This window comes from Streptosporangium saharense (assembly GCF_014203715.1).
Lineage (GTDB): Bacteria > Actinomycetota > Actinomycetes > Streptosporangiales > Streptosporangiaceae > Streptosporangium > Streptosporangium saharense.
This window is the reverse complement of sequence record NZ_JACHJP010000007.1, coordinates 126,402-145,639: the sequence shown is the minus strand read 5'-3', so window position 1 is coordinate 145,639 and position 19,238 is coordinate 126,402. Positions and strand designations below refer to the sequence as shown.

Annotated in this window: 22 protein-coding genes; 14 read left to right on the top strand and 8 right to left on the bottom strand. The window is 70.8% G+C overall.

Going from position 1 to position 19,238, the window contains the following annotated elements; all coding sequences use genetic code 11:
• Positions 1–26: 26 nt before the first annotated feature.
• Positions 27–743 (bottom strand): IclR family transcriptional regulator, encoded by a 717-nt coding sequence (locus FHS44_RS28195; RefSeq protein ID WP_184720043.1) that lies wholly within the window; start codon positions 741–743, stop codon positions 27–29.
• Positions 744–812: 69 nt separating this feature from the next.
• Between FHS44_RS28195 and leuC the strand changes: the two genes are divergently transcribed.
• The 4 genes from leuC (at position 813) to FHS44_RS28175 (ending at position 3,467) form a co-directional block, all read left to right on the top strand.
• Positions 813–2,192: a 3-isopropylmalate dehydratase large subunit gene (gene leuC, locus FHS44_RS28190; protein ID WP_184720041.1), complete on the top strand. Its 1,380-nt coding sequence runs from the start codon at positions 813–815 to the stop codon at positions 2,190–2,192.
• Positions 2,193–2,204: 12 nt separating this feature from the next.
• A complete protein-coding gene (gene leuD / locus FHS44_RS28185) occupies positions 2,205–2,792 on the top strand; it encodes a 3-isopropylmalate dehydratase small subunit (RefSeq protein WP_184720039.1) in 588 nt (195 codons plus the stop codon).
• Positions 2,771–3,025, top strand: coding sequence for an SCO5555 family protein (locus FHS44_RS28180; RefSeq protein ID WP_184720038.1), 255 nt, complete (start codon positions 2,771–2,773; stop codon positions 3,023–3,025). Before leuD ends, FHS44_RS28180 begins: the two co-directional genes overlap by 22 nt.
• A 142-nt stretch (positions 3,026–3,167) precedes the next feature.
• A complete protein-coding gene (locus FHS44_RS28175) occupies positions 3,168–3,467 on the top strand; it encodes an HU family DNA-binding protein (RefSeq protein WP_184720036.1) in 300 nt (99 codons plus the stop codon).
• A 106-nt stretch (positions 3,468–3,573) separates the two neighbouring features.
• On the opposite strand, the gene FHS44_RS28170 is transcribed toward FHS44_RS28175, so the two are convergent.
• Positions 3,574–3,777: a hypothetical protein gene (locus FHS44_RS28170; RefSeq protein WP_184720034.1), complete on the bottom strand. Its 204-nt coding sequence runs from the start codon at positions 3,775–3,777 to the stop codon at positions 3,574–3,576.
• Between the two features lie 24 nt (positions 3,778–3,801).
• Positions 3,802–4,560, bottom strand: coding sequence for a TetR/AcrR family transcriptional regulator (locus FHS44_RS28165; RefSeq protein ID WP_184720031.1), 759 nt, complete (start codon positions 4,558–4,560; stop codon positions 3,802–3,804).
• A gap of 232 nt (positions 4,561–4,792) precedes the next feature.
• On the opposite strand from FHS44_RS28165, the gene FHS44_RS28160 reads away from it, so the two are divergent.
• A complete protein-coding gene (locus FHS44_RS28160; protein WP_184720029.1) occupies positions 4,793–6,250 on the top strand; it encodes an MFS transporter in 1,458 nt (485 codons plus the stop codon).
• Positions 6,251–6,320: 70 nt separating this feature from the next.
• Here the strand turns inward: FHS44_RS28160 and cofC are convergent, their stop codons facing one another.
• A complete protein-coding gene (gene cofC / locus FHS44_RS28155; protein WP_184720027.1) occupies positions 6,321–7,013 on the bottom strand; it encodes a 2-phospho-L-lactate guanylyltransferase in 693 nt (230 codons plus the stop codon).
• A 66-nt stretch (positions 7,014–7,079) separates the two neighbouring features.
• Between cofC and FHS44_RS28150 the strand changes: the two genes are divergently transcribed.
• From FHS44_RS28150 to FHS44_RS28135, 4 genes are all read left to right on the top strand, one after another.
• Positions 7,080–7,808, top strand: coding sequence for a lysophospholipid acyltransferase family protein (locus FHS44_RS28150; protein WP_246436161.1), 729 nt, complete (start codon positions 7,080–7,082; stop codon positions 7,806–7,808).
• A gap of 4 nt (positions 7,809–7,812) precedes the next feature.
• Entirely contained in the window at positions 7,813–8,823 is a 1,011-nt protein-coding gene (locus FHS44_RS28145; protein WP_184720025.1) for an NAD(P)H-dependent glycerol-3-phosphate dehydrogenase, read from the top strand.
• Positions 8,824–8,943: 120 nt separating this feature from the next.
• Positions 8,944–10,170 carry a trans-sulfuration enzyme family protein gene (locus FHS44_RS28140; protein WP_184720023.1) on the top strand — a complete coding sequence of 409 codons (1,227 nt, stop codon included), beginning with the start codon at positions 8,944–8,946 and terminating at the stop codon, positions 10,168–10,170.
• A gap of 40 nt (positions 10,171–10,210) precedes the next feature.
• Positions 10,211–11,320 carry a D-alanine--D-alanine ligase family protein gene (locus FHS44_RS28135; protein WP_184720021.1) on the top strand — a complete coding sequence of 370 codons (1,110 nt, stop codon included), beginning with the start codon at positions 10,211–10,213 and terminating at the stop codon, positions 11,318–11,320.
• 1 nt (position 11,321) lies between these two features.
• Here FHS44_RS28135 and FHS44_RS28130 read toward each other — a convergent pair whose 3' ends face one another.
• The gene (locus FHS44_RS28130) at positions 11,322–11,768 is read right to left on the bottom strand and encodes a DUF3515 domain-containing protein (RefSeq protein WP_184720019.1); all 447 of its coding nucleotides are present in this window, start codon (positions 11,766–11,768) and stop codon (positions 11,322–11,324) included.
• Between the two features lie 17 nt (positions 11,769–11,785).
• The gene (locus tag FHS44_RS28125; protein ID WP_184720017.1) at positions 11,786–12,019 is read right to left on the bottom strand and encodes an Lrp/AsnC ligand binding domain-containing protein; all 234 of its coding nucleotides are present in this window, start codon (positions 12,017–12,019) and stop codon (positions 11,786–11,788) included.
• 51 nt (positions 12,020–12,070) lie between these two features.
• On the opposite strand from FHS44_RS28125, the gene FHS44_RS28120 reads away from it, so the two are divergent.
• The 3 genes from FHS44_RS28120 (at position 12,071) to thiD (ending at position 15,043) form a co-directional block, all read left to right on the top strand.
• A complete protein-coding gene (locus FHS44_RS28120; RefSeq protein ID WP_184720015.1) occupies positions 12,071–13,027 on the top strand; it encodes a thiamine-phosphate kinase in 957 nt (318 codons plus the stop codon).
• Between the two features lie 98 nt (positions 13,028–13,125).
• Positions 13,126–14,178, top strand: coding sequence for a hypothetical protein (locus FHS44_RS28115; protein WP_184720013.1), 1,053 nt, complete (start codon positions 13,126–13,128; stop codon positions 14,176–14,178).
• A gap of 43 nt (positions 14,179–14,221) precedes the next feature.
• Complete coding sequence (thiD, locus tag FHS44_RS28110; protein ID WP_376771616.1) at positions 14,222–15,043, top strand: bifunctional hydroxymethylpyrimidine kinase/phosphomethylpyrimidine kinase; 822 nt, start codon at positions 14,222–14,224, stop codon at positions 15,041–15,043.
• On the opposite strand, the gene FHS44_RS28105 is transcribed toward thiD, so the two are convergent.
• Entirely contained in the window at positions 15,027–15,602 is a 576-nt protein-coding gene (locus FHS44_RS28105) for a hypothetical protein (protein ID WP_184720010.1), read from the bottom strand. The two genes, thiD and FHS44_RS28105, sit on opposite strands and share 17 nt — an antisense overlap.
• Positions 15,603–15,720: 118 nt before the next feature.
• A complete protein-coding gene (rpmB, locus tag FHS44_RS28100) occupies positions 15,721–15,906 on the bottom strand; it encodes a 50S ribosomal protein L28 (protein WP_012894387.1) in 186 nt (61 codons plus the stop codon).
• Between the two features lie 260 nt (positions 15,907–16,166).
• Between rpmB and recG the strand changes: the two genes are divergently transcribed.
• Together recG and rsmD are read left to right on the top strand one after the other, a co-directional pair.
• Positions 16,167–18,338, top strand: coding sequence for an ATP-dependent DNA helicase RecG (gene recG, locus FHS44_RS28095; RefSeq protein WP_184720008.1), 2,172 nt, complete (start codon positions 16,167–16,169; stop codon positions 18,336–18,338).
• Between the two features lie 330 nt (positions 18,339–18,668).
• Positions 18,669–19,238, top strand: coding sequence for a 16S rRNA (guanine(966)-N(2))-methyltransferase RsmD (rsmD, locus tag FHS44_RS28090; RefSeq protein WP_184720006.1), 570 nt, complete (start codon positions 18,669–18,671; stop codon positions 19,236–19,238).

Sequence of the window (19,238 nt, the reverse complement as noted above, 5' to 3'; positions counted from 1 at the left end):
GTGCTCGCCTCCTCATATCGTACGGCTCAGTTGGCCCGTCGCATCGACTCGGTGATCCGTTCGGCGGCGGAGACCACGGGGGCGGCGTGCAGGCGGCCCGGGGTGCGGGTCAGGCGCTCGATCGGGCCGGAGACGGAGACTGCGGCGATGACCTTGCCCCCGGTGCCCCTGATCGGCGCCGAGACGCTGGCCACGCCCTGTTCGCGCTCGCCGACGCTGTGCGCCCAGCCCCTGCGGCGGACGCTGGCCAGGGTCGCCGCGGTGAACTTCGCCCCGCGCAGGCCGCGGTGCAGCCGGTCGGGCTCCTCCCAGGCGAGCAGGATCTGCGCGGCCGATCCGGCGAGCATCGGCAGGGCGGAGCCGACGGGGACGGTGTCGCGCAGCCCGCTGGCGCGCTCGGCGGCGGCGACGCACACCCGCTCGTCTCCCTGGCGCCGGTAAAGCTGGGCGCTCTCGCCGGTCAGGTCGCGCAACTGGGTCAGCACGGGGATGGCGACCGCGAGCAACCTGTCCTCACCGGCGGCGGTGGACAACTCCGACAGCCGGGGGCCGAGCACGAAACGTCCCTGCGTGTCGCGGGAGACGATGCGGTGGTGCTCAAGGGCGACGGCCAGCCGGTGGGCCGTGGGGCGGGCCAGGCCCGTGGCCTGGACGAGCTGCGCGAGGGACGCCGGGCCGGCTTCAAGGGCGTTGAGCACGAGAACGGCCTTGTCGAGTACGCCGACTCCGCTAGAGTTGTCCATACACCGATACTGCCGTCTCGACATATGAGAAAGCAAGTGGGGTGCGGAAAGCGATCGCAAGGAGGCGACATGGGCCGCACGCTGGCGGAGAAGGTCTGGGAGCAGCACGTGGTGCGACGTGCGGAGGGAGAACCCGACCTGCTCTATATCGACCTGCACCTCATCCATGAGGTGACCAGCCCGCAGGCGTTCGACGGCCTGCGCATGGCCGGGCGTCCCATCCGGCGTCCCGAGCTGACGATCGCCACCGAGGACCACAACGTCCCGACGGTGCTCGGCCCGATCTCCGACCCCGTCTCGCGCACCCAGGTTGAGACCCTGCGCAAGAACTGCGCGGAGTTCGGCGTGCGGCTGCACCCGATGGGCGACGCGGGCCAGGGCGTCGTGCACATCATCGGCCCGCAGTTCGGCCTGACCCAGCCGGGCATGACGATCGTCTGTGGTGATTCTCACACCTCGACCCACGGCGCGTTCGGCGGCATCGCCTTCGGCATCGGCACCTCCGAGGTCGAGCACGTGCTGGCCACCCAGACGCTGCCCGCCTACCGCCCCAAGACCATGGCCATCGAGGTCTCCGGCGAGCTGCCCGCCGGGGTCACCGCCAAGGACCTGATCCTGGCGATCATCGCCAAGATCGGCACCGGTGGCGGCCAGGGCTACATCGTCGAGTATCGCGGCGAGGCCATCCGCAAGCTCTCCATGGAGGGCCGGATGACCGTCTGCAACATGTCGATCGAGGCGGGCGCGCGGGCGGGCATGATCGCCCCCGACGAGACGACCTTCGAGTATCTCAAGGGCAGGCCCCACGCCCCCGTCGGCGAGGACTGGGACGCCGCCGTCGAGTACTGGCGGTCGCTGTCGAGCGACGAGGACGCCGTGTTCGACACCGTCGTCGAGATCGACGCCTCGGCGCTGACCCCGTTCGTCACCTGGGGCACCAACCCGGGCCAGGGTGCCCCGCTGGGCAGCGTGGTCCCGGCCCCCGAGGACACCGACGACCCGGCCGCCACCACCCGCGCGCTGGAGTACATGGGCCTGACCGCGGGGACGCCGCTGCGCGAGGTCGCGGTGGACACGGTCTTCGTCGGCTCCTGCACCAACGGCCGCATCGAGGACCTGCGCGCCGCCGCCGAGGTGCTGCGCGGGCGCCAGGTCGTCACGCGCACGCTGATCGTCCCCGGCTCGATGCTGGTCAAGCTCCAGGCCGAGCAGGAGGGGCTGCACGAGGTGTTCAAGGCCGCCGGTGCCGAGTGGCGCGAGGCGGGCTGCTCGATGTGCCTGGGCATGAACCCCGACACCCTCTCTCCCGGGGAGCGCAGCGCCTCGACCTCCAACCGCAACTTCGAGGGGCGTCAGGGCAAGGGCGGCCGTACCCACCTGGTCTCCCCGCAGGTCGCCGCGGCGACCGCCGTCACCGGAAAACTGACCGCGCCCGCCGACCTGGCCTAGGAGAAACTCACAATGGAAGCCTTCACCGTCCACACCGGCCGGGCCGTACCGCTGCGTCGCAGCAACGTCGACACCGACCAGATCATCCCCGCCGTCTGGCTCAAGCAGGTCAGCAGGACCGGGTTCGAGAAGGGCCTGTTCTCCGCCTGGCGCGAGGACCCCGGCTTCGTCCTGAACGACCCCGCCTACGCCGGGGCCTCGATCCTCGTCGCCGGTCCCGACTTCGGCACCGGCTCCTCGCGCGAGCACGCCGTCTGGGCCCTGCAGCAGTACGGCTTCCGCGCCGTGATCGCCCCGCGTTTCGCCGACATCTTCCGTAATAATTCCACCAAGATGGGGTTGCTCCCGGTGGTCCTGCCCGCCGCCACGGTCGAGGCGCTGCAGGCGGCGGCGGAGGCCGACCCGACCCTGGAGATCACCGTGGACCTGGCCGAGCGCCAGGTGCGCTGGGCGGGGGAGACCGCCGGTTTCGAGATCGACGACTACACCCGCTGGCGCCTGATGGAGGGTCTCGACGACATCGGGCTGACCCTGCGCAACGCCGACGCCATCGCGACATACGAGAATGGTCGGCAGCCATGGCTGCCGACGACCGTCTGACACGTTCAGAAGACGACCTGGCCCGGCGGTTGCGCGACGCGCACCGCCGGGTCCGTGTGTTGACCCTTCCCCAGGAGCAGCGGGCGCGTCTCGCCAGACGCCTGCTGACGATCTGTGACCTCGCCAAGCACGATCTTCCCCGTGCAGCGGGGCGTCTTGATTTATTCCTTCTCGACCTTGATGCTCTGGTTTCAGATACGCCAAGTGCTGGAAACATTGCGGAAGGTGATTGAGTCGTAGGGCTCCGTCCCCTAATTTCAAGCGGGCAAGGGGTTTCTCGCTCTGTTGAGACCTCAGGCCGTGAACAACCGGGTGAGACGGGCTACCTGCCTCATGACCCACTCCCAGACATCGGTAGCAGGGGGAGCAACCTTTATGAACAAGAAGGAACTCGTCGAGGCGATCGCCGATCGCGTCGGTGACAGGAAGACCGCGACCGAGGCCGTCAACGCGGTGCTCGACACCATTCAGAAGGCCGTCGCCAGCGGCGACAAGGTCTCCATCACCGGCTTCGGCGCCTTCGAGATGGTGCACAAGCCCGCCCGTTCCGCGAGGAACCCTTCGACGGGCGCCGAGATCAAGGTCGCCGAGAGCTGGGGTCCCAAGTTCCGTCCGGGCTCCGACTTCAAGGAGCTCGTCAACGTGGAGGGGAAGAAGGCCTCGAAGAAAAGGTAGGGCCTGCCCGGGCGCCGGGACTCCCGTCACGGGAGCCCGGCGCCCGGCTTTGTGCGCACCTGCGGGACCGCGCGGGCCTTGGGGCGGCAGCCGTACGGCGGGCGGATCAGGTGGGGACCGGGAACGTGGACAGCGTGACGTAGGTGATCCGGCCGCCGTCGAGGACGACGTTCACCCGCTGCCCCACCCGCAGAAGCCGTAGCGGCCCGGCGTCGAAGGCCGCGGCGTCGAACGGGATCTCCGTCCCGTCGTCGGAGTAGACGGACCCCGACCTGGTCACCGTGTCGAAGATCCGTACCGTCGCCTGCACCCGGTCATCGTAACCCCGCGCTCCTCACTCGGCGGGTCGCGGGTGCTCGGCGGCGTAGGACGCGAGCCCCCGGATGATGATCTCTATGCCGAGGTCGAACCGCTCGTCGTTCGTCCGCTGGAGCATGACGTCGGAGAGCTCGACGAGGTTCGGGAAGCGGTCGGGCGGCAGTTCCCTGAAGTAGCGTTCGAGCGTCTCCCTGATCTCGGCCCAGGACCTCTCGCTCACCGGCTGGTCCCTGGGGCTCTCGTCGACCTCCTCCTGACGGTCCTCCCAGACGCTCTCCTCGAAGGCGAAGCCGTTGATGAAGGTGGAGATCATGTCTCCCGCCGCGCCCGCGAGGTGGTCGGGCAGGCCGCCCGCGCGGAAGAGGGCGAGCAGTTGCTCCAGGTGGGGGAGCGCCTCGGCGCTGAAGGGGAAGCCGGTCATGGCGATCCTGGCCATGTCGCGGTGCTCGTGCAGTCTGGTCCGCCCGGTGCGGGCGTACTGCCTGATCTGCTCGCGCCAGTTGTCCGGGTCGGGAGGGGGCAGCTCCCAGTCGCGGAACATCCGTAGGTACATGAGTTCGAGCAGCTCGTCCTTGCTGCTGACGTGGGCGTAGAGGGCGGAGACCGCGACGCCGAGCTCGGCGGCGACCTGGCGCATGCTGAGCTTCTCGTAGCCCACGCGGTCGAGCACCGTGTAGGCGGCCTCGATGATCCGGTCACGGGTGAGCGGGATGCGGGCGGGCCCGGTCCTCCTGCGGGTCCGTTCCCATGGCAACGCGGGCAGCTCGTCACTCATGACGTCAGTGTAACGCCAAGGTGAACACTGCTCACTACACCGAACGTCGCTCGTTTTCACGACATATCTTGTCTTCGGCACCAATGCGACATATCTTAAGAACGCCGCACTGCTTGGCGAACGCCGTTCTTCGGGCGAACGCCGCTCGTGTATGGTGAACACTGTTCATCCAGGTTCATCCAGGTTCATTCAGGGCGTCCAGAGAACCCCTCCAACCGCAAGGAGTCCCCCCATGACCACGGGTGTGTCGGAACCGCTCAAGAAGGCGGCAGAGCCGCCCCTCTACCGGTGGCGCTGGGCCGCGCTCGCCGTCGTCCTGCTCGGCGAGGTGATGGACCTCCTCGACGCCATGGTCACCAACATCGCCGGGCCGACCATCAGGAACGAGCTGGGCGGCTCCGAGTCCGTCATCCAGTGGCTCGGCGCCGCCTACACGCTCTCGATGGCGGTCGGCCTGATCACCGGCGGCAGGCTCGGCGACATCTTCGGCCGCAGGCGGATGTTCGTCATCGGCGCCGCGGGATTCACCCTGGGGTCGCTGCTGTGCGGCCTGGCCCAGTCGCCCGAGTTGCTCGTCGGCGCGCGGGTCGTCCAGGGCCTGTTCGGCGCGATCATGCTGCCGCAGGGGCTCGGCATGATCAAGGAGATGTTCCCGCCCAAGGAGATGGGCGCCGCCTTCGGCCTGTTCGGGCCGGTCATGGGCCTGTCCACGGTCGGCGGCCCGATCCTGGCCGGATGGCTGATCGACGCCGACTTCTTCGGCACCGGCTGGCGCATGATCTTCCTGATCAACCTGCCGCTCGGCCTGGCCGCCGTCCTGATGGGGCTGCGCTTCCTGCCCGAGTCCCGCTCGCCGCACCCGCTCAAGCTCGACGTCCCCGGGGTGCTGCTGGCCTCCCTGGCCGGTGTGCTGCTGGTCTTCCCCCTGGTCCAGGGCAGGGAGAACGACTGGCCCGTGTGGGCCTTCCTGATGATGGGCGCCTCGGCCCTGGTCTTCGTGCTCTTCGGCTGGTTCGAGGCCCGCAAGAACCGGGCGGGCGGTGACCCGCTGGTCGTCCCCAGCCTCTTCCGCAAGCGTGCCTTCACCGGCGGCCTGGCGACGGGCCTGGTCTTCTTCTCCGCCATGTCCGGCTTCGCGCTGGTGTTCAACCTCTACACCCAGATCGGCCTCGGCTACTCGACGCTCCACGCGGCCCTGGTGATGATCCCCTGGTCACTGGGCATGGTCGCCGGGTTCGGGGTCGCGCAGGCGGTCGCCAGGTTCGGCCGCAAGGTCCTGCAGGGCGGCATCCTCGTCATGGCGCTCGGCATCGTGGGCGTCCTGCTGACGATCACCCAGGCGGGGGCCGGGGTGACGGCGTGGCAGTTCGTCCCCTCCCTGGCGGTCACCGGGCTGGGCATGGGCCTGCTGATGGCGCCCTTCTTCGACATCATCCTGGCCGGGGTCGAGCAGCACGAGACCGGCTCCGCCTCGGGCACGATGACCGCGATCCAGCAGCTCGGCGGCGCCGTGGGTGTGGCGCTGCTCGGCACGGTCTTCTTCGACCAGGCCGCGGCGGCCCTCAAGCCCGACTTCATCGGCGCGGCGGGCACGGTCCTGTGGGTGGTCGTGGGGATGCTCCTGCTGACCTTCGTCACGGCCTTCCTGCTGCCCAAGCAGGCCCGCGAGGGGGAGAACGCCGGGCACTGACCCCGCCACGCCACGTCCGCGGGGGCCCGCCGTTCGGCACCGAACGGCGGACACGGCGGGCAAGGGCGGGTCAGACGTCGGAAGGACGGGGAGCCCCCTCAGAGGGGGACTCCCCGTTGATCTTTTCGACCACCGCGAGGGTGCGGGGGCCGACCCCGAGGGACAGGGCGGTCTCCAGGTCGTCGGGGGTGTCCACGTCCCCGCGCACCGAGACGACCCCCTCAAGGCAGAGCTCCTTGGCACCGCGCAGCAGATGACGCTCGCGCGACTCGCCGCCGAAGCCGGGGGTGAACGGGACGCCGGGCCGTACGCCGTAGAAGGTCGTGCCGATCTCGGCCGCGTCGGGCAGGAACGCCTGGTCGAACTCACCGGCCGCGGCCAGCACCAGGGCGAGTTCGGCGGGCCGCAGCGCGGGCAGGTCGGCCTGGAGCGCGCCCACGGCGTCGGCGGGCGCGAGCCGTACGGCCTCGGCGGCGCCGTGACGCAGCGCCGCGTTCAGGCCCGCCTCAGGATCGCCGACCACGTGGGCGCCGACCTCGGCCAGCGCGGGCGCCGCGACCGGATCGCTCGTCACCACCACGACACGCGCGACCGCCGGGCAGGCCAGCGCGGCCTCGACGGTGTCACAGGCGATCGCCACGGCGAGGGCGGCCCGGTGTGGGCCCGCGGCCCTCGACAGCCGTGTCTTGGCGGCGACCAACGTCTTGACCGGCACGACGAGGGTCCAGGCGGAACTCTGCTGAGCAGGCATAGCCTTAAGCATCCCGCCTCGACATCCCGTACGGCCAACCGGGACACTTGGGGCGCACCCCTGCGTATGGAGGAGCTCATGAGACGTCCTGGCTGGCCTTCCCGGTTCTGGGTCACCCTGGCCGTCGCGATCGTCAAGCCGATCTCGTGGCTCCTGGTCAGGAAGGACTGGCGCGGGGCGGAACGGCTGCCCAGGAACGGCGGGATCATCCTGGCCGTCAACCACCTGTCGTGGCTCGACCCCATCCTGGTGGCCCACTACCTCTACAACAACGGCCGCTGGCCGACGATCCTGGCCAAGTCGGGGCTGTTCTCGGTGCCGCTGCTCGGGCACGCGGTGCGCGGGCTGATGGCCATCCCGGTCCACCGGGGCAGCGCGGAGGCCTCCCGCTCGCTCGCCGAGTCGGAGCGCAGGATCGCCGAGGGCGCGTGCGTGATGTTCTATCCCGAGGGCACCTGCACCCGCGACCCCGACCTGTGGCCGATGGAGGGCAAGACCGGCGCGGCGCGGCTGGCCCTGGCGACCGGGGCGCCGGTGATCCCGGTGGCGCACTGGGGGGCCCAGGAGATCCTGCCCTACGGCGGCAAGCGGCCCAGGATCTGGCCGAGGAAGACCTTCCACGTGCTGGCCGGGCCGCCGGTCGACCTGCGAAGTACGAGGGCCTTCCGCTGCACGCCGACGTCCTGCGCGCGGCGACCGCGGACATCATGGCGGCGGTCACGGCACAGCTCGCCGAGCTGCGGGGGGAGAAGGCCCCGCCGACACCGTTCAAGCGTCCCTCGGACCACTGACTTCGACGTACGGTGATGAAATGACCAAGGCGGCTGTATTCGGCACGGGTTCGTGGGGCACGACATTCGCGATGATCCTCGCGGGCGCGGGTGGCAAGACCGTTCTGTGGGGCAGGCGCCCCGAGATCGTCGAGGCGATCGACCGCCGCCACGAGAACCCCGACTACCTGCCGGGCGTCCGCCTGCCCGAGACCCTGCGCGCGACCACCGACCCGGCAGAGGCCCTGGACGGGGCCGACTTCGTGGTGCTCGCCGTACCGTCACAGACCTTGCGGGCGAACCTGGTGGGCTGGAAGCCGTACCTCCCGCAGGACGCGGTGCTGGTCAGCCTGATGAAGGGCATCGAGCTCGGCACGACCAAGCGGATGAGCGAGGTGATCCACGAGGTCGCCGAGGTGCCGAAGGAGCGGGTCGCCGTCGTCTCCGGCCCCAACCTGGTCGGGGAGATCGTCAGGGGACAGCCCGCGGCGGCCGTGGTCGCCTGCTCCGACGAGCGGACCATGGAGCGCCTCCAGGAGGCCTGCCACCTGCCGCCGTGGTTCCGGCCCTACACCAACCCGGACGTCGTCGGGGTCGAGCTCGGCGGCGCGGTCAAGAACGTGATCGCCCTGGCCGTCGGCGTCTCGGCGGGGATGGGGCTCGGCGACAACGTCGGGGCCATGCTGATGACCAGGGGACTGGCGGAGATCTCCCGCCTCGGCGCGGTGCTCGGCGCCGACCCGCACACCTTCGCCGGACTGGCCGGAATGGGCGATCTCATAGCGACCTGTACATCCCCATTGTCCAGGAACCGTACCTTCGGTGAGAATCTTGGCCGAGGGATGACGCTGGCCGAGGTCGTCGCCGCGACCAAGCAGACCGCCGAAGGGGTCAAATCCTGCGAGTCGGTTCTGGAACTGGCCAGGAAGCACGATGTCGAGATGCCGATCACGGAGGTGGTTGTGGCCGTCGTGCACGACGGGTTGCCTCCCGAGGAGGCCGGGAACCTGCTGATGTCGCGAACCCTCAAACCAGAACGGTACGGCGTTTGACCTCCCTGTCGTCCTCGCCGCCGAGGACACGGGAGAGGAGGCCCGGGATCCCGCCGACACCGCGAGGGAGGGAAGCGCCGTCGCCCCGCCCCGGGATCGGAGCACCCCGGCGCGAATACGGTGAGCCGACGCATCCGCAGACCCAACGGTGAGAACACCCGTGCGGTCCACCTGCCCCCCTTGACCGACCCCCGGCAGAGCCCGCTCGGCCTGCCGGTGTGGCGCAGCTCCGACTGGGGCTTCGCGGACTCGGCCGAGAGAAGCTCGGGCTCCGTCCACGATGAACACGGTGAGGTGGACAACCCCACGACCGCCGCCTTCGCCGCCGCGGTCGCCTCGCTCGAAGGGGCGGCGGCCCCCAAGGACGTCGCCGGGCAGGCGTTCGCCTCGGGGATGGCCGCGATCACCGCGGTCCTGATGACCTTCCTGCGCGCGGGGGCGCACATCGTCGCCCCGGCCCCCGTCCACGGCGGGACCTACTCGTTGATCACCAACGTGCTCTCGCGCTTCGGCGTCTCGGCGGGCTTCGCGGACTACGGCGACCTCAGCAGGGTGAACGCCGAGGTCAGGTCGAACACGAAGATCATCTACGCGGAGACCCTGTCCAACCCGACGATGGCCGTCTCCGACATCCGCGGCCTGTACCGCATCGCCCGCAGGGCGGGGGCGCTGCTGGTCGTCGACTCGACCTTCGCGACCCCGGTCGTCTGCCGCCCGCTCGAACACGGCGCCGACCTGGTCGTCCACTCGGCGACCAGGTATCTCGGCGGTCACGACGACTGCGAGGGCGGCGTCGTGGTCGGCCGTCCCGACCTGATCACGCAGCTCGGCGAGGTCCGCGTCGACACCGGCGGCACGCTCTCGCCCGACGACGCCTTCCTGCTCCGCAGGGGGTTGGCGACCCTCACGCTGCGGGTGCGCAGGATGTGCTCGACCGCGATGGTCTTCGCCGCTGCGGTGGCCAAGCACCCCGCGGTGCGCCGGGTCGACTACCCCGGCCTGCCGGGACACCCCGGCCACCAGCTCGCCAGGCACCTGTTCGACTCCGGTCCCGAGGGCACGAGGTACGGCGCCTGCGTGACGGTCACCCCGCACGGCGGCTACGACGCGGGTGTCGCGCTGGCCGACGGCCTCGGGATCGCCTCGATCGCCACCTCGGTCGGCGGCACCAGGACCAAGGCCACACACGTCGCCTCGACGAGCCACCCGCAGTTCGGCGGGGACGCCGCGGCGGTCCGCTTCTCGATCGGTCTTGAGGACGCGGAGGACCTCATCATGGACGTGACGAGAGCGCTGGACGCCCTTCTCGACCAGAGGGACCCGGATCGGGACGATAGGCGCGTCTGACACCCGGGATGACGGCCCAGAGGGGGTACATTCGGTCATCATGAGCGAGCAGCGCGAAACCCGCCCGCGGGTTGCAATCGTCTTCGGTGGCCGCAACTCCGAGCACGGCGTCTCCATCCTCGGGGCGGGGAGCGTCCTTGAGGCCATCGACCGGTCCAAGTACGAGGTCGTCCCCGTGGGCATCGCCCAGGACGGCCGGTGGGTGATCGCCGCGGGCGAGCAGCGCTACGCGATCGAGGACGGCGCGATGCCCGTCGTCGACGCCACGGGGACGGCGCTCGCGCTGCCGTCGGGCGGTGAGGCGCTGGTCGCCTACGAGGCGGGCAGCATCCCGGTCGACTTCGGCCAGGTGGACGTCGTCTTCCCCGTGATGCACGGCCCCTTCGCCGAGGACGGCACGATCCAGGGGCTGCTGGAGATGGCCGGGGTCCGCTACGTCGGCTCCGGGGTGCTGGCCAGCGCGGTCGGCATGGACAAGGGCTACATGAAGATGGTGCTGGCCGCCGCCGGGCTGCCGGTCGGGCCGTACGTCGTCGTGCGTGACCGTGACTGGCGCACCGCCCGCGAGCGGGTGCTCAAGGAGGTCGAGGAGCTCGGCTGGCCGGTCTTCGTCAAGCCCGCCCGCGCCGGGTCGAGCCAGGGCATCTCCAAGGCCAACGACCGCCAGGAGCTCGAACGGGCCGTGGAGTTCGCCCGTGAGCACGACCCCAAGGTGCTGGTCGAGGCCGCGATCGTGGGCCGCGAGATCGAGTGCGCCGTGTTGGAGTCGCCCGGCGACGAGGCGCCGAGGGCGAGCCTGCCCGGTGAGGTGCTGGTCCACGGCGACCACGAGTTCTTCGACTTCGAGGCCAAGTACATCGGCGACGAGATGTCCCTTGCCGTGCCCGCGGACATCCCGGCCGAGGTGGCCGAGGAGCTGCGCGCGATGGCCGTGCGCGCCTTCGAGGCGCTGGGCTGCGAGGGCCTGTCCCGGGTGGACTTCTTCTACACCGAGGACGGCGGGCTGGTCCTCAACGAGATCAACACGATGCCCGGCTTCACCTCGGTCTCGGTCGCGCCGCAGCTGTGGGCCGCCACGGGCGTGCCGTACGCGGAACTCGTGGACCGGCTGATCCAGCTGGCCCTGAACCGTGAGCCGGGTCTGAGGTAGGTCAGCCCGTCTGGGGGAGGGCCGCCTTGATCGGCTCGGAGAGGTCGACCAGGACGTTCCCCGGGACGTGCTCGCGGGAGATCGTCACCTCGACGTAGGCCTGCCTGCCGATCGCGGTGAACAGCGCGGGCCTGACGGGGTCGTTGAACCACGCGACCCCGTTGATCTCCGGCACCTCGTCGGTCGCCGCCATGGTCACCGGCCGCGTCACCCCGCAGCGCAGCGCGATCCGCGCCTGCCCCCACACCGCGACGTACGGCGAGGCGGGCGTGGACTCGACCCGTTCGACACCGTCGAGCGTCCTGGGCAGCCGTCCGCCGAGCGCCTTGCACGCGGCCGCGGCGGCCCCCTCGGGAGCGGGAGGATCCACGCGGACCGCGCCGCCGCATCCCGCCAGGAGCAGGGGGAGACAGGCGAGCGCGGCCCAGCGGGCGGACCGGAGTGACATGGGGTTTCCCGGTGAGGTCAGATATGGACGATGGGACACGTAAGCGTACGTGTGATGCCCTCCACCGCCTGAATCTGGGCCACCACCATCTTGCCGAGCTCATCCACATTGCGGGCTTCGGCGCGGACGATCACGTCGTAGGGACCGGTTACGTCTTCGGCCTGCGTGACACCGGTGATCAAGGCGATCTGCCCGGCCACGTTCGCCGCCTTGCCGACCTCGGTCTGGATCAGAATGTAGGCCTGCACCATAACGTCCTCCCGGGCGATTGGATCAGTGCCGAAGGGCCACCGTACCCTGTGATGAACGGGAGGTGTGTCATCACAGTCGGAGATCTCGGCGAATTCGGAGTTGTTGCACGTATAGCCGAACGCTTGCCACAGGGTGGGACCGTGCTCCTCGGTCCCGGGGACGACGCCGCGATGGTGAGGTCTCCTGACGGACGGGTCGTCGTGACGACAGACTTACTGATCGAGGGTAGGCATTTCCGCCGCGATTGGTCCAGTGGCTATGACATCGGTCGTAAAGCGGCGGCTCAGAATCTTTCGGACATCGTTGCCATGGGGGCGCGGCCGACCGGCATCGTGGTCGGGCTCGGGCTGCCCGCGGACGCGGCCACCGGCTGGCTCGACGACCTCACCGACGGCTTCCGCGACGAGTGCGACCTGGTCGGCGCGAGCGTGGTCGGCGGTGACGTCACCCGCTGCGACCTGGTCGTGCTCGGGGTGACCGCGCTTGGCGACCTCGGCGGGCGCGCCCCGGTCACCCGCTCGGGCGCACGCCCCGGCGACGTGGTCGCGGTCGCGGGACGGCTCGGCCACGCCGCCGCCGGGCTCGCGCTGCTCGGCGCGGGCGAGACGGGTCCCGCCGAGCTCCTCGACGCCCACCGCCGCCCGATGCCCCCCTATACCCGCGGCCCCGAGGCGGCGGCGCTCGGCGCGACCTCGATGCTGGACGTCAGTGACGGGCTGCTGCAGGACCTCGGCCACGTCGCGGAGGCGAGCGGGGTGGGGATCGTGCTCCTGCCCGAGGCCTTCGTGATCCCGGCGCCCATGGGGAAGGCCGCCCAGCGGCTCGGGGCGGACCCGCTGGAGTGGATCCTCTCCGGTGGCGACGACCACGCGCTCGCGGCGACGTTCCCCCGGGGCGTACGGCTGCCGCCGGAGTGGGCCGTGGTCGGCCACGTCGAGGCGGGCGAAGGCGTGCAGGTCAGGGGGCGTTCGACGGCCTACGAGGGGTGGGATCACTTCAGGGAGTGAATTTTCCCACTTACTGTGACATTCGTTAAAATTGCGACAAACGGTTATTGAAATGGTATGAAGTTGGGCGGCCGAGATTCCCTAGAGGAAGGGGCGACATGGGCCGCCATGGTGGACATGGGGAAGACGTCTCCCGCAACCGGGGGAAACGTGAGCCGGAGTCAGCTCCGGAGCCCCCCCAACCGTCCGACCCCCGCGACGAGCTGATCGGGCGCCGGCTCCGTCCCGAGGAGTCCGCGATCACCGAACCCGCGAAGGGGTTCCTCGGATCTGGCTGGTCGGCCACGTCCGAGCTGTCCGACCCGGTCTGGCCGGGTGAGGAACGCCGACCGAAACGACGCGTCAGGATGGTGCTGCTCACCGCGGTCGCCGTCGTGGCCGTCCTCGGCGGAAGTGCCGCCGCCATCCAGCTGACCGGCGGTTCCGCCGACCCGACCACCGCCTGCCCGCCCGGCGGATGCGCCGTCGCCGCCTCGCAGCGGCCCGTCCCCGAGGACACCCTCGCCGACCCGGCCGACCCCGAGGACCCGGTGCCGACGGAGGGACCGACGGAGGAGCCCACCGAGGAGCCCGCGGAGCCCACCGGTCCCGCCACGGAGAAGCCGGAGCCGCGGACCCCCGCGCCCGCCACCACCCAGCACCGCCCCGGCCGTACCTCGGAGGCGAGGCCGAGCCCGACGCCCAAGACCGACCACACCCCGCGCCGTACCCCGCAGGCGAGGCCGACCGAGGACCCGGAACCGGCCCCCGAGCCGACCGGTGAGGCGCTCGTGCCCGGCGACCGGACACACGGGCCCAGCGAGACCCCGGGTGTCCCCGAACCGACCGCGACCCCAACCCCGAGCACTCCCGTCGCTCCGGGGGTCACCGTCGGGTTCGGCCTGGTCAAGGAGAAGGCCCAGACCTACACGGCCCAGCTCGTCATCGCCGCGGACGGCAAGCTCGACGGCCTGACGCTGAAGATGCCGGTCGGCGGCGAGATCACCGCGCTGAGCGGCGCCGAGTGGACCCAGGAGGGCGGGGTCCTGGTCCTCGACTCGGCCAAGGACCTGGACCCCGGGGAGAACCTGGTCGTCACCTTCAGCGCGGAAGGCCAGTCGAGCACCCCCAAGACCTGCCAGAGCCCCCAGGCCGACTGCGTGGTCGTCTGATCCGGTACGGCGGGCATGCCCGGGAGCTGGTTGGATGGGGCTCATGACCGATTCCGCCCCTCCCCGCGTGCTGACCGTCGCCGGATCCGACTCCGGCGGCGGCGCGGGCATCCAGGCCGACCTGAAGACGATGCTGGCCCTCGGCGTGCACGGCATGAGCGTCATCGCCGCGGTGACCGCCCAGAACTCGCTGGGCGTGCAGGGCTACTGGGAACTGCCCGCGGAGGCGGTCCGCGCCCAGCTCGACTCGGTGCTCGGCGACATCGGCGCGCAGGCGGTCAAGACCGGGATGCTCGCCTCGCCGACGCTGGTCGAGACGGTCGCCGAGGTGCTCGCCGGGGTCGAGGCGCCGGTCGTGGTCGATCCGGTCGGGGTGTCCAAGCACGGCGACACCCTGCTCGTCCCCGAGGCGGTCGAGACCCTCAAGACACGGCTGCTGCCGGTCGCGACCGTCGTGACCCCCAACCTCTGGGAGGTCGCGCAGCTCACCGGCGTCAAGGTCGAGGACGACCGCGACCTGCGCGAGGCCGCCGACGCCGTCCTCGCGCTCGGCCCGGCCTGGGCGCTGATCAAGGGCGGCCACCTGCCGGGGGAACCGGTCGACCTGCTGACAGACGGCACCCGGGAGTTCCGCTTCGGCGCCGAGCGCCACGACAACCGCCACACCCACGGCACCGGCTGCACCCTGGCCTCGGCCATCGCCTCCTACCTGGCCCTCGGCGAGGACGTCCCCACCGCCGTGGAGAAGGCCAAGACCTACGTCACCGGAGCCATCGCCAACGGCTTCGCCCTCGGCGCCGGCATAGGCCCCGTGGACCACGCCTGGCGCTGGCGTCAGCCGTACGGGGTCACAGGGACTCCGTGAGAAGGCGGCGGAGGACCTCCACGGTTCGGGAGGCGTGTTCTGCCTCCTCGCCGGTTCTGTGGTTCGACGCGACGGCGTCTGCCAGGGCAGCCAGCTGGTTCTGCGGCAGGTAGCCGTTCCCGAGGCGCAGGTGGAGCTGGACCTTGGGGCCGCCCTGGTCCTGGGCCATCAGGTGGGGGACCTCGCGCCCGGTCCTGCGCCTGCTGTCGCCGGTTCCCGTGTACTCGGGGGTGGAGCCGAGCCAGACGTGGGCCGTCGAGAGATCCGCCCTGCGGGTCCTGAACAGGCCACGGACCTCCAGCACGCTTCCGGTGAGCGTCGCCCTGAAGCGGAAGGCGGAGATGAGCCCGACCAGGAAGACCGTCGCGACCCCCGCGGGGATCAGCAGGAACAGGTAGCCGATCCGGAACGGGGAGTAGTCCGCGGGATAGGGCATGTTCCGGTCGGGCGCCATGAGGATCATGAACAGCGGAATCCCCACGAAGGGGATGACGAGGATCGTCAGGAGAATCTTGGAGCCCGTGCTCGCGCCGGCGCTCAGCCTGAGGGGGGTACTCACCCGCCCGACATTAGCCAGCCAGGGCCCTGGCTAAGAGAAGAATGTCCGGAAAAGGCACTGGAGAACACGACGCGGCCCGGTGCCCCTCTCGGGGACACCGGGCCGCGGGTGCGTCTGGCTAGCGGGTGACCTTGCCGGCCTTGATGCAGGAGGTGCAAACGTTCAGCCGCTTCGGCGTGCCGTTCACCACTGCGCGCACGGGCTGGATGTTGGGGTTCCAGCGGCGGCGGGTGCGGCGGTGCGAGTGGGAGACGTTGTTGCCGAAGGTCGGCTTCTTAGCGCAAACATCGCAGACGGAAGCCACGGTTCGCTCCTTAGATCAGTCGAGAGGCTCGATCCGCCGCGTCGGCGGCGGTCATCGGGCATGCCGGGACGACCGGCTGGCCAGACGAGAATACCCGACGCTTGGCCTCACATGACAACACGGACCGCCATGACCGACCGAACGGGGATAGTCCCAAGGGTCAACCGTAGCGCATTTCCGGCAACCGTCAGACGGCCCTGCCGGGCCCGTCCGCGTGGCGTCGCGGCGATTCTGTCGCACGAACGCGGTAGAAACTTGGGGTGACGAGCTTCGACGAGCCGCTGACCAAGGCGCTTGACCCCAAGACCGCCAAGCTTCTGGAGAGCGTCCTCGACCTGCGCACCGTGGGCGACCTGCTGCGGCACTACCCCCGCCGCTACGCCGAGCGCGGTGAGCTGACCGACTTCGAGGACCTCCAGCCCGACGAGCACGTCACGGTCGTCGGGGAGGTCACCAGGGCCATGCGCAGGCCCATGCGCAACAAGGGCGGCACCTGGCTGGAGGTCGAGATCGTCGACGGCCGCCGGGGCAAGATCTACCTGTCCTTCTTCGGCAGGGCCTCCCACATCGCGGAGACCCGGCTGAAGCCGGGCGTCAGGGGCATGTTCGCCGGCAAGGTCGGCGCGTTCGGCCAGGGCGACAAGCGCAGGTGGCAGCTCTCGCACCCCGAGTTCGAGATGTTCGACGAGAGCCAGGACGGCGCCGAGAGGTTCGCCGCCGCGCTGGTGCCGATCTATCCGGCGGGCAAGGACGTGACCCCCTGGGCGATCCGCAGGGCGCTCGGCGTCCTGCTCGACACCCTGGAGCCCCTCGACGACCCGCTCCCGGCCGACCTGCGGACCAGGAACGGCCTCCCCGGGCTGGCCGAGGCGCTCACGGCCGTCCACCGGCCCCGCGACCACGCCGACGTCTCCAGGGCGCGCAAACGGCTCAAGTACGACGAGGCCTTCCTCCTCCAGGCCGTGCTGCTGCAGCGCCGCGCCGCCGCGGCCTCCTGGCCCGCGACCCCCAGGCCCGCCCGCGCCGACGGGCTGCTCGCCGACTTCGACGCGCGCCTGCCGTTCCAGCTCACCGAGGGACAGCGGACCGTGGGCGAGGAGATCGCCGACGACCTGGCACTGGCCCACCCCATGCACCGGCTCCTGCAGGGCGAGGTCGGCGCGGGCAAGACCGTCGTCGCGCTGCGCGCCATGCTCCAGGTGGTGGACGCCGGAGGCCAGGCCGTGCTGCTCGCGCCGACCGAGGTGCTCGCCCAGCAGCACCACAGGTCGATCACGGCCATGCTGGGCGACCTGGCGACGGGCGGCATGTTCGGCGGTACGGCGGTGGCCCTGCTGACCGGCTCCCTCGGCGCGGCGGCCCGCCGTACGGCCATGCTCGACGCCGCGTCCGGCGCGGCCGGGATCGTCGTCGGCACCCACGCGGTCCTGCAGGAGCGCGTGCAGTTCGCCGACCTGGGGCTGGTCGTGGTCGACGAGCAGCACCGCTTCGGCGTCGAGCAGCGCGACGCGCTCAGGGAGAAGGCCGGGGGAGGGCGCCCGCACGTGCTGGTCATGACCGCGACCCCGATCCCGCGCACGGTCGCCATGACCGTCTTCGGCGACCTCACGGTCTCCACGCTCACCCAGCTTCCCTCGGGGCGCGCGCCGATCACCACGCACGTGGTCCCCGCCGCCGAGAAGCCGCACTTCCTCGACCGCGCCTGGAGCAGGCTGCGCGAGGAGGTCGAGCTGGGACGGCAGGCCTACATCGTCTGCCCCCGCATCGGCGACCTCGAAGGCGACGAGGGCGACCTGTCGAAGGACGACGACGAGCGCCGCCCCCCGCTCGCGGTGCTCGACGTGGCCGAGATGCTCTCCCAGGGGCCCCTGCACGGGCTGCGTACGGCGGTGCTGCACGGCAAGCTGCCCCCCGAGGAGAAGGACGCCGTGATGCGGGCCTTCGGCCGGGGTGAGACCGACGTCCTGGTGGCCACCACGGTCATCGAGGTCGGCGTCGACGTGCCCAACTCCTCCGTCATGGTCATCATGGACGCCGACAGGTTCGGCGTCTCCCAGCTCCACCAGCTCCGCGGCCGGGTCGGCCGGGGCGGGCTGCCGGGGCTGTGCCTGCTGGTGACCGACGCCCCCGGCGGCACCCCGGCCAGGCAGCGCCTCGACGCGGTCGCCTCGACCCTCGACGGCTTCGAGCTGTCCCGCGTCGATCTCGAACAGCGCCGCGAGGGCGACGTGCTGGGGGTCGCGCAGTCGGGCCGCAGGTCGTCGCTGAAGCTGCTGCAGCTCCTGCGGGACGAGGAGGTCATCCACGCCGCCCGCCTCGACGCGGAGGGCGTGCTGGAGAGCGATCCTGAGCTCGCGGGCAACCCGATGCTGCGCATGGAGATCGACAGGCTGCTGACCGACGAACGCGCCGAGTATCTGGAGAAGACCTGAGGTTCCCCGGCCCCTGAAACGCCCGAAGGCGGGGACGGCCTCCCCCCGAATGCCGTCCCCGCCTGGGCCCGCTCCCGGGTCAGGTGCCGAGAGCACCGGCGTGCGGAAGGGCTCACGATCACGCCGGTCGGCCTTCTCATGGGTCGCCGAAGGCCGCAGGACTCATCATGCAAGCAGTCGCGACCCGGGGGAACGACCCTTGCGCTTTCGTCGCCACTCCTTGCCCACTCTTGACCTAGATCACCTCCCCGGACCCATTTGACCTGCGGTTATGTGATGCGTCGCGACACGCCGGGCTGTGCCGTACGGCGTCGCTGGGACAATGGGCCGGTGAGTCGAGTCATCGCGGGAAGCGCAGGAGGGCGGCGGCTGGCCGTGCCGTCAGGGCGGGGGACCCGCCCCACGAGCGACCGGGCCAGGGAGGGGATCTTCTCGACCGTCGGGTCACTGTTCGGCCCCCTGGACGGCGCGCGGGTGCTCGACCTCTACTCGGGATCGGGGGCCCTCGGGCTTGAGGCGCTGTCCCGGGGTGCCGGGCACGCCCTGCTCGTCGAGTCGGACGCCAGGGCGGTCAGGACGATCAGGGCCAACATCGCCTCCCTCGGGCTGCCCGGGGCCGAACTGGCCGCCGACCGCGTCGAGCGGGTGCTCGAACGGGGGACGGCCGAGCCGTACGACGTGGTGTTCGCCGACCCGCCGTACACACTGGAGGCCGAGGCGGTCGACGCCGTGCTCGGGCAGTTGCGGGACGGCGGCTGGCTGGCACCGGACGCCCTGGTCGTCGTGGAACGCGAGAGCCGGGGCACAGACCTGGTGTGGCCCCGTGGATACGAGGAGGACAGGGTCCGTCGTTACGGGGAAGCGGCCGTTTGGTACGGTCGCGCCGCCGGGAATCCATAG

Excerpts from the sequence above, each read along its gene's own strand:
- FHS44_RS28165 (WP_184720031.1), bottom strand. The coding sequence starts at position 4,560 with ATGAGTGACGAGCTGCCCGCGTTGCCATGGGAACGGACCCGCAGGAGG.
- FHS44_RS28145 (WP_184720025.1), top strand. The coding sequence starts at position 7,813 with ATGACCAAGGCGGCTGTATTCGGCACGGGTTCGTGGGGCACGACATTC.
- thiD (WP_376771616.1), top strand. The coding sequence starts at position 14,222 with ATGACCGATTCCGCCCCTCCCCGCGTGCTGACCGTCGCCGGATCCGAC.
- FHS44_RS28120 (WP_184720015.1), top strand. The coding sequence starts at position 12,071 with ATGAACGGGAGGTGTGTCATCACAGTCGGAGATCTCGGCGAATTCGGA.
- FHS44_RS28150 (WP_246436161.1), top strand. The coding sequence starts at position 7,080 with ATGAGACGTCCTGGCTGGCCTTCCCGGTTCTGGGTCACCCTGGCCGTC.
- FHS44_RS28135 (WP_184720021.1), top strand. The coding sequence starts at position 10,211 with ATGAGCGAGCAGCGCGAAACCCGCCCGCGGGTTGCAATCGTCTTCGGT.
- FHS44_RS28175 (WP_184720036.1), top strand. The coding sequence starts at position 3,168 with ATGAACAAGAAGGAACTCGTCGAGGCGATCGCCGATCGCGTCGGTGAC.
- FHS44_RS28195 (WP_184720043.1), bottom strand. The coding sequence starts at position 743 with ATGGACAACTCTAGCGGAGTCGGCGTACTCGACAAGGCCGTTCTCGTG.
- FHS44_RS28130 (WP_184720019.1), bottom strand. The coding sequence starts at position 11,768 with ATGTCACTCCGGTCCGCCCGCTGGGCCGCGCTCGCCTGTCTCCCCCTG.
- FHS44_RS28125 (WP_184720017.1), bottom strand. The coding sequence starts at position 12,019 with ATGGTGCAGGCCTACATTCTGATCCAGACCGAGGTCGGCAAGGCGGCG.
- FHS44_RS28160 (WP_184720029.1), top strand. The coding sequence starts at position 4,793 with ATGACCACGGGTGTGTCGGAACCGCTCAAGAAGGCGGCAGAGCCGCCC.
- FHS44_RS28115 (WP_184720013.1), top strand. The coding sequence starts at position 13,126 with ATGGGCCGCCATGGTGGACATGGGGAAGACGTCTCCCGCAACCGGGGG.
- leuC (WP_184720041.1), top strand. The coding sequence starts at position 813 with ATGGGCCGCACGCTGGCGGAGAAGGTCTGGGAGCAGCACGTGGTGCGA.
- cofC (WP_184720027.1), bottom strand. The coding sequence starts at position 7,013 with ATGCTTAAGGCTATGCCTGCTCAGCAGAGTTCCGCCTGGACCCTCGTC.
- FHS44_RS28180 (WP_184720038.1), top strand. The coding sequence starts at position 2,771 with ATGGCTGCCGACGACCGTCTGACACGTTCAGAAGACGACCTGGCCCGG.
- leuD (WP_184720039.1), top strand. The coding sequence starts at position 2,205 with ATGGAAGCCTTCACCGTCCACACCGGCCGGGCCGTACCGCTGCGTCGC.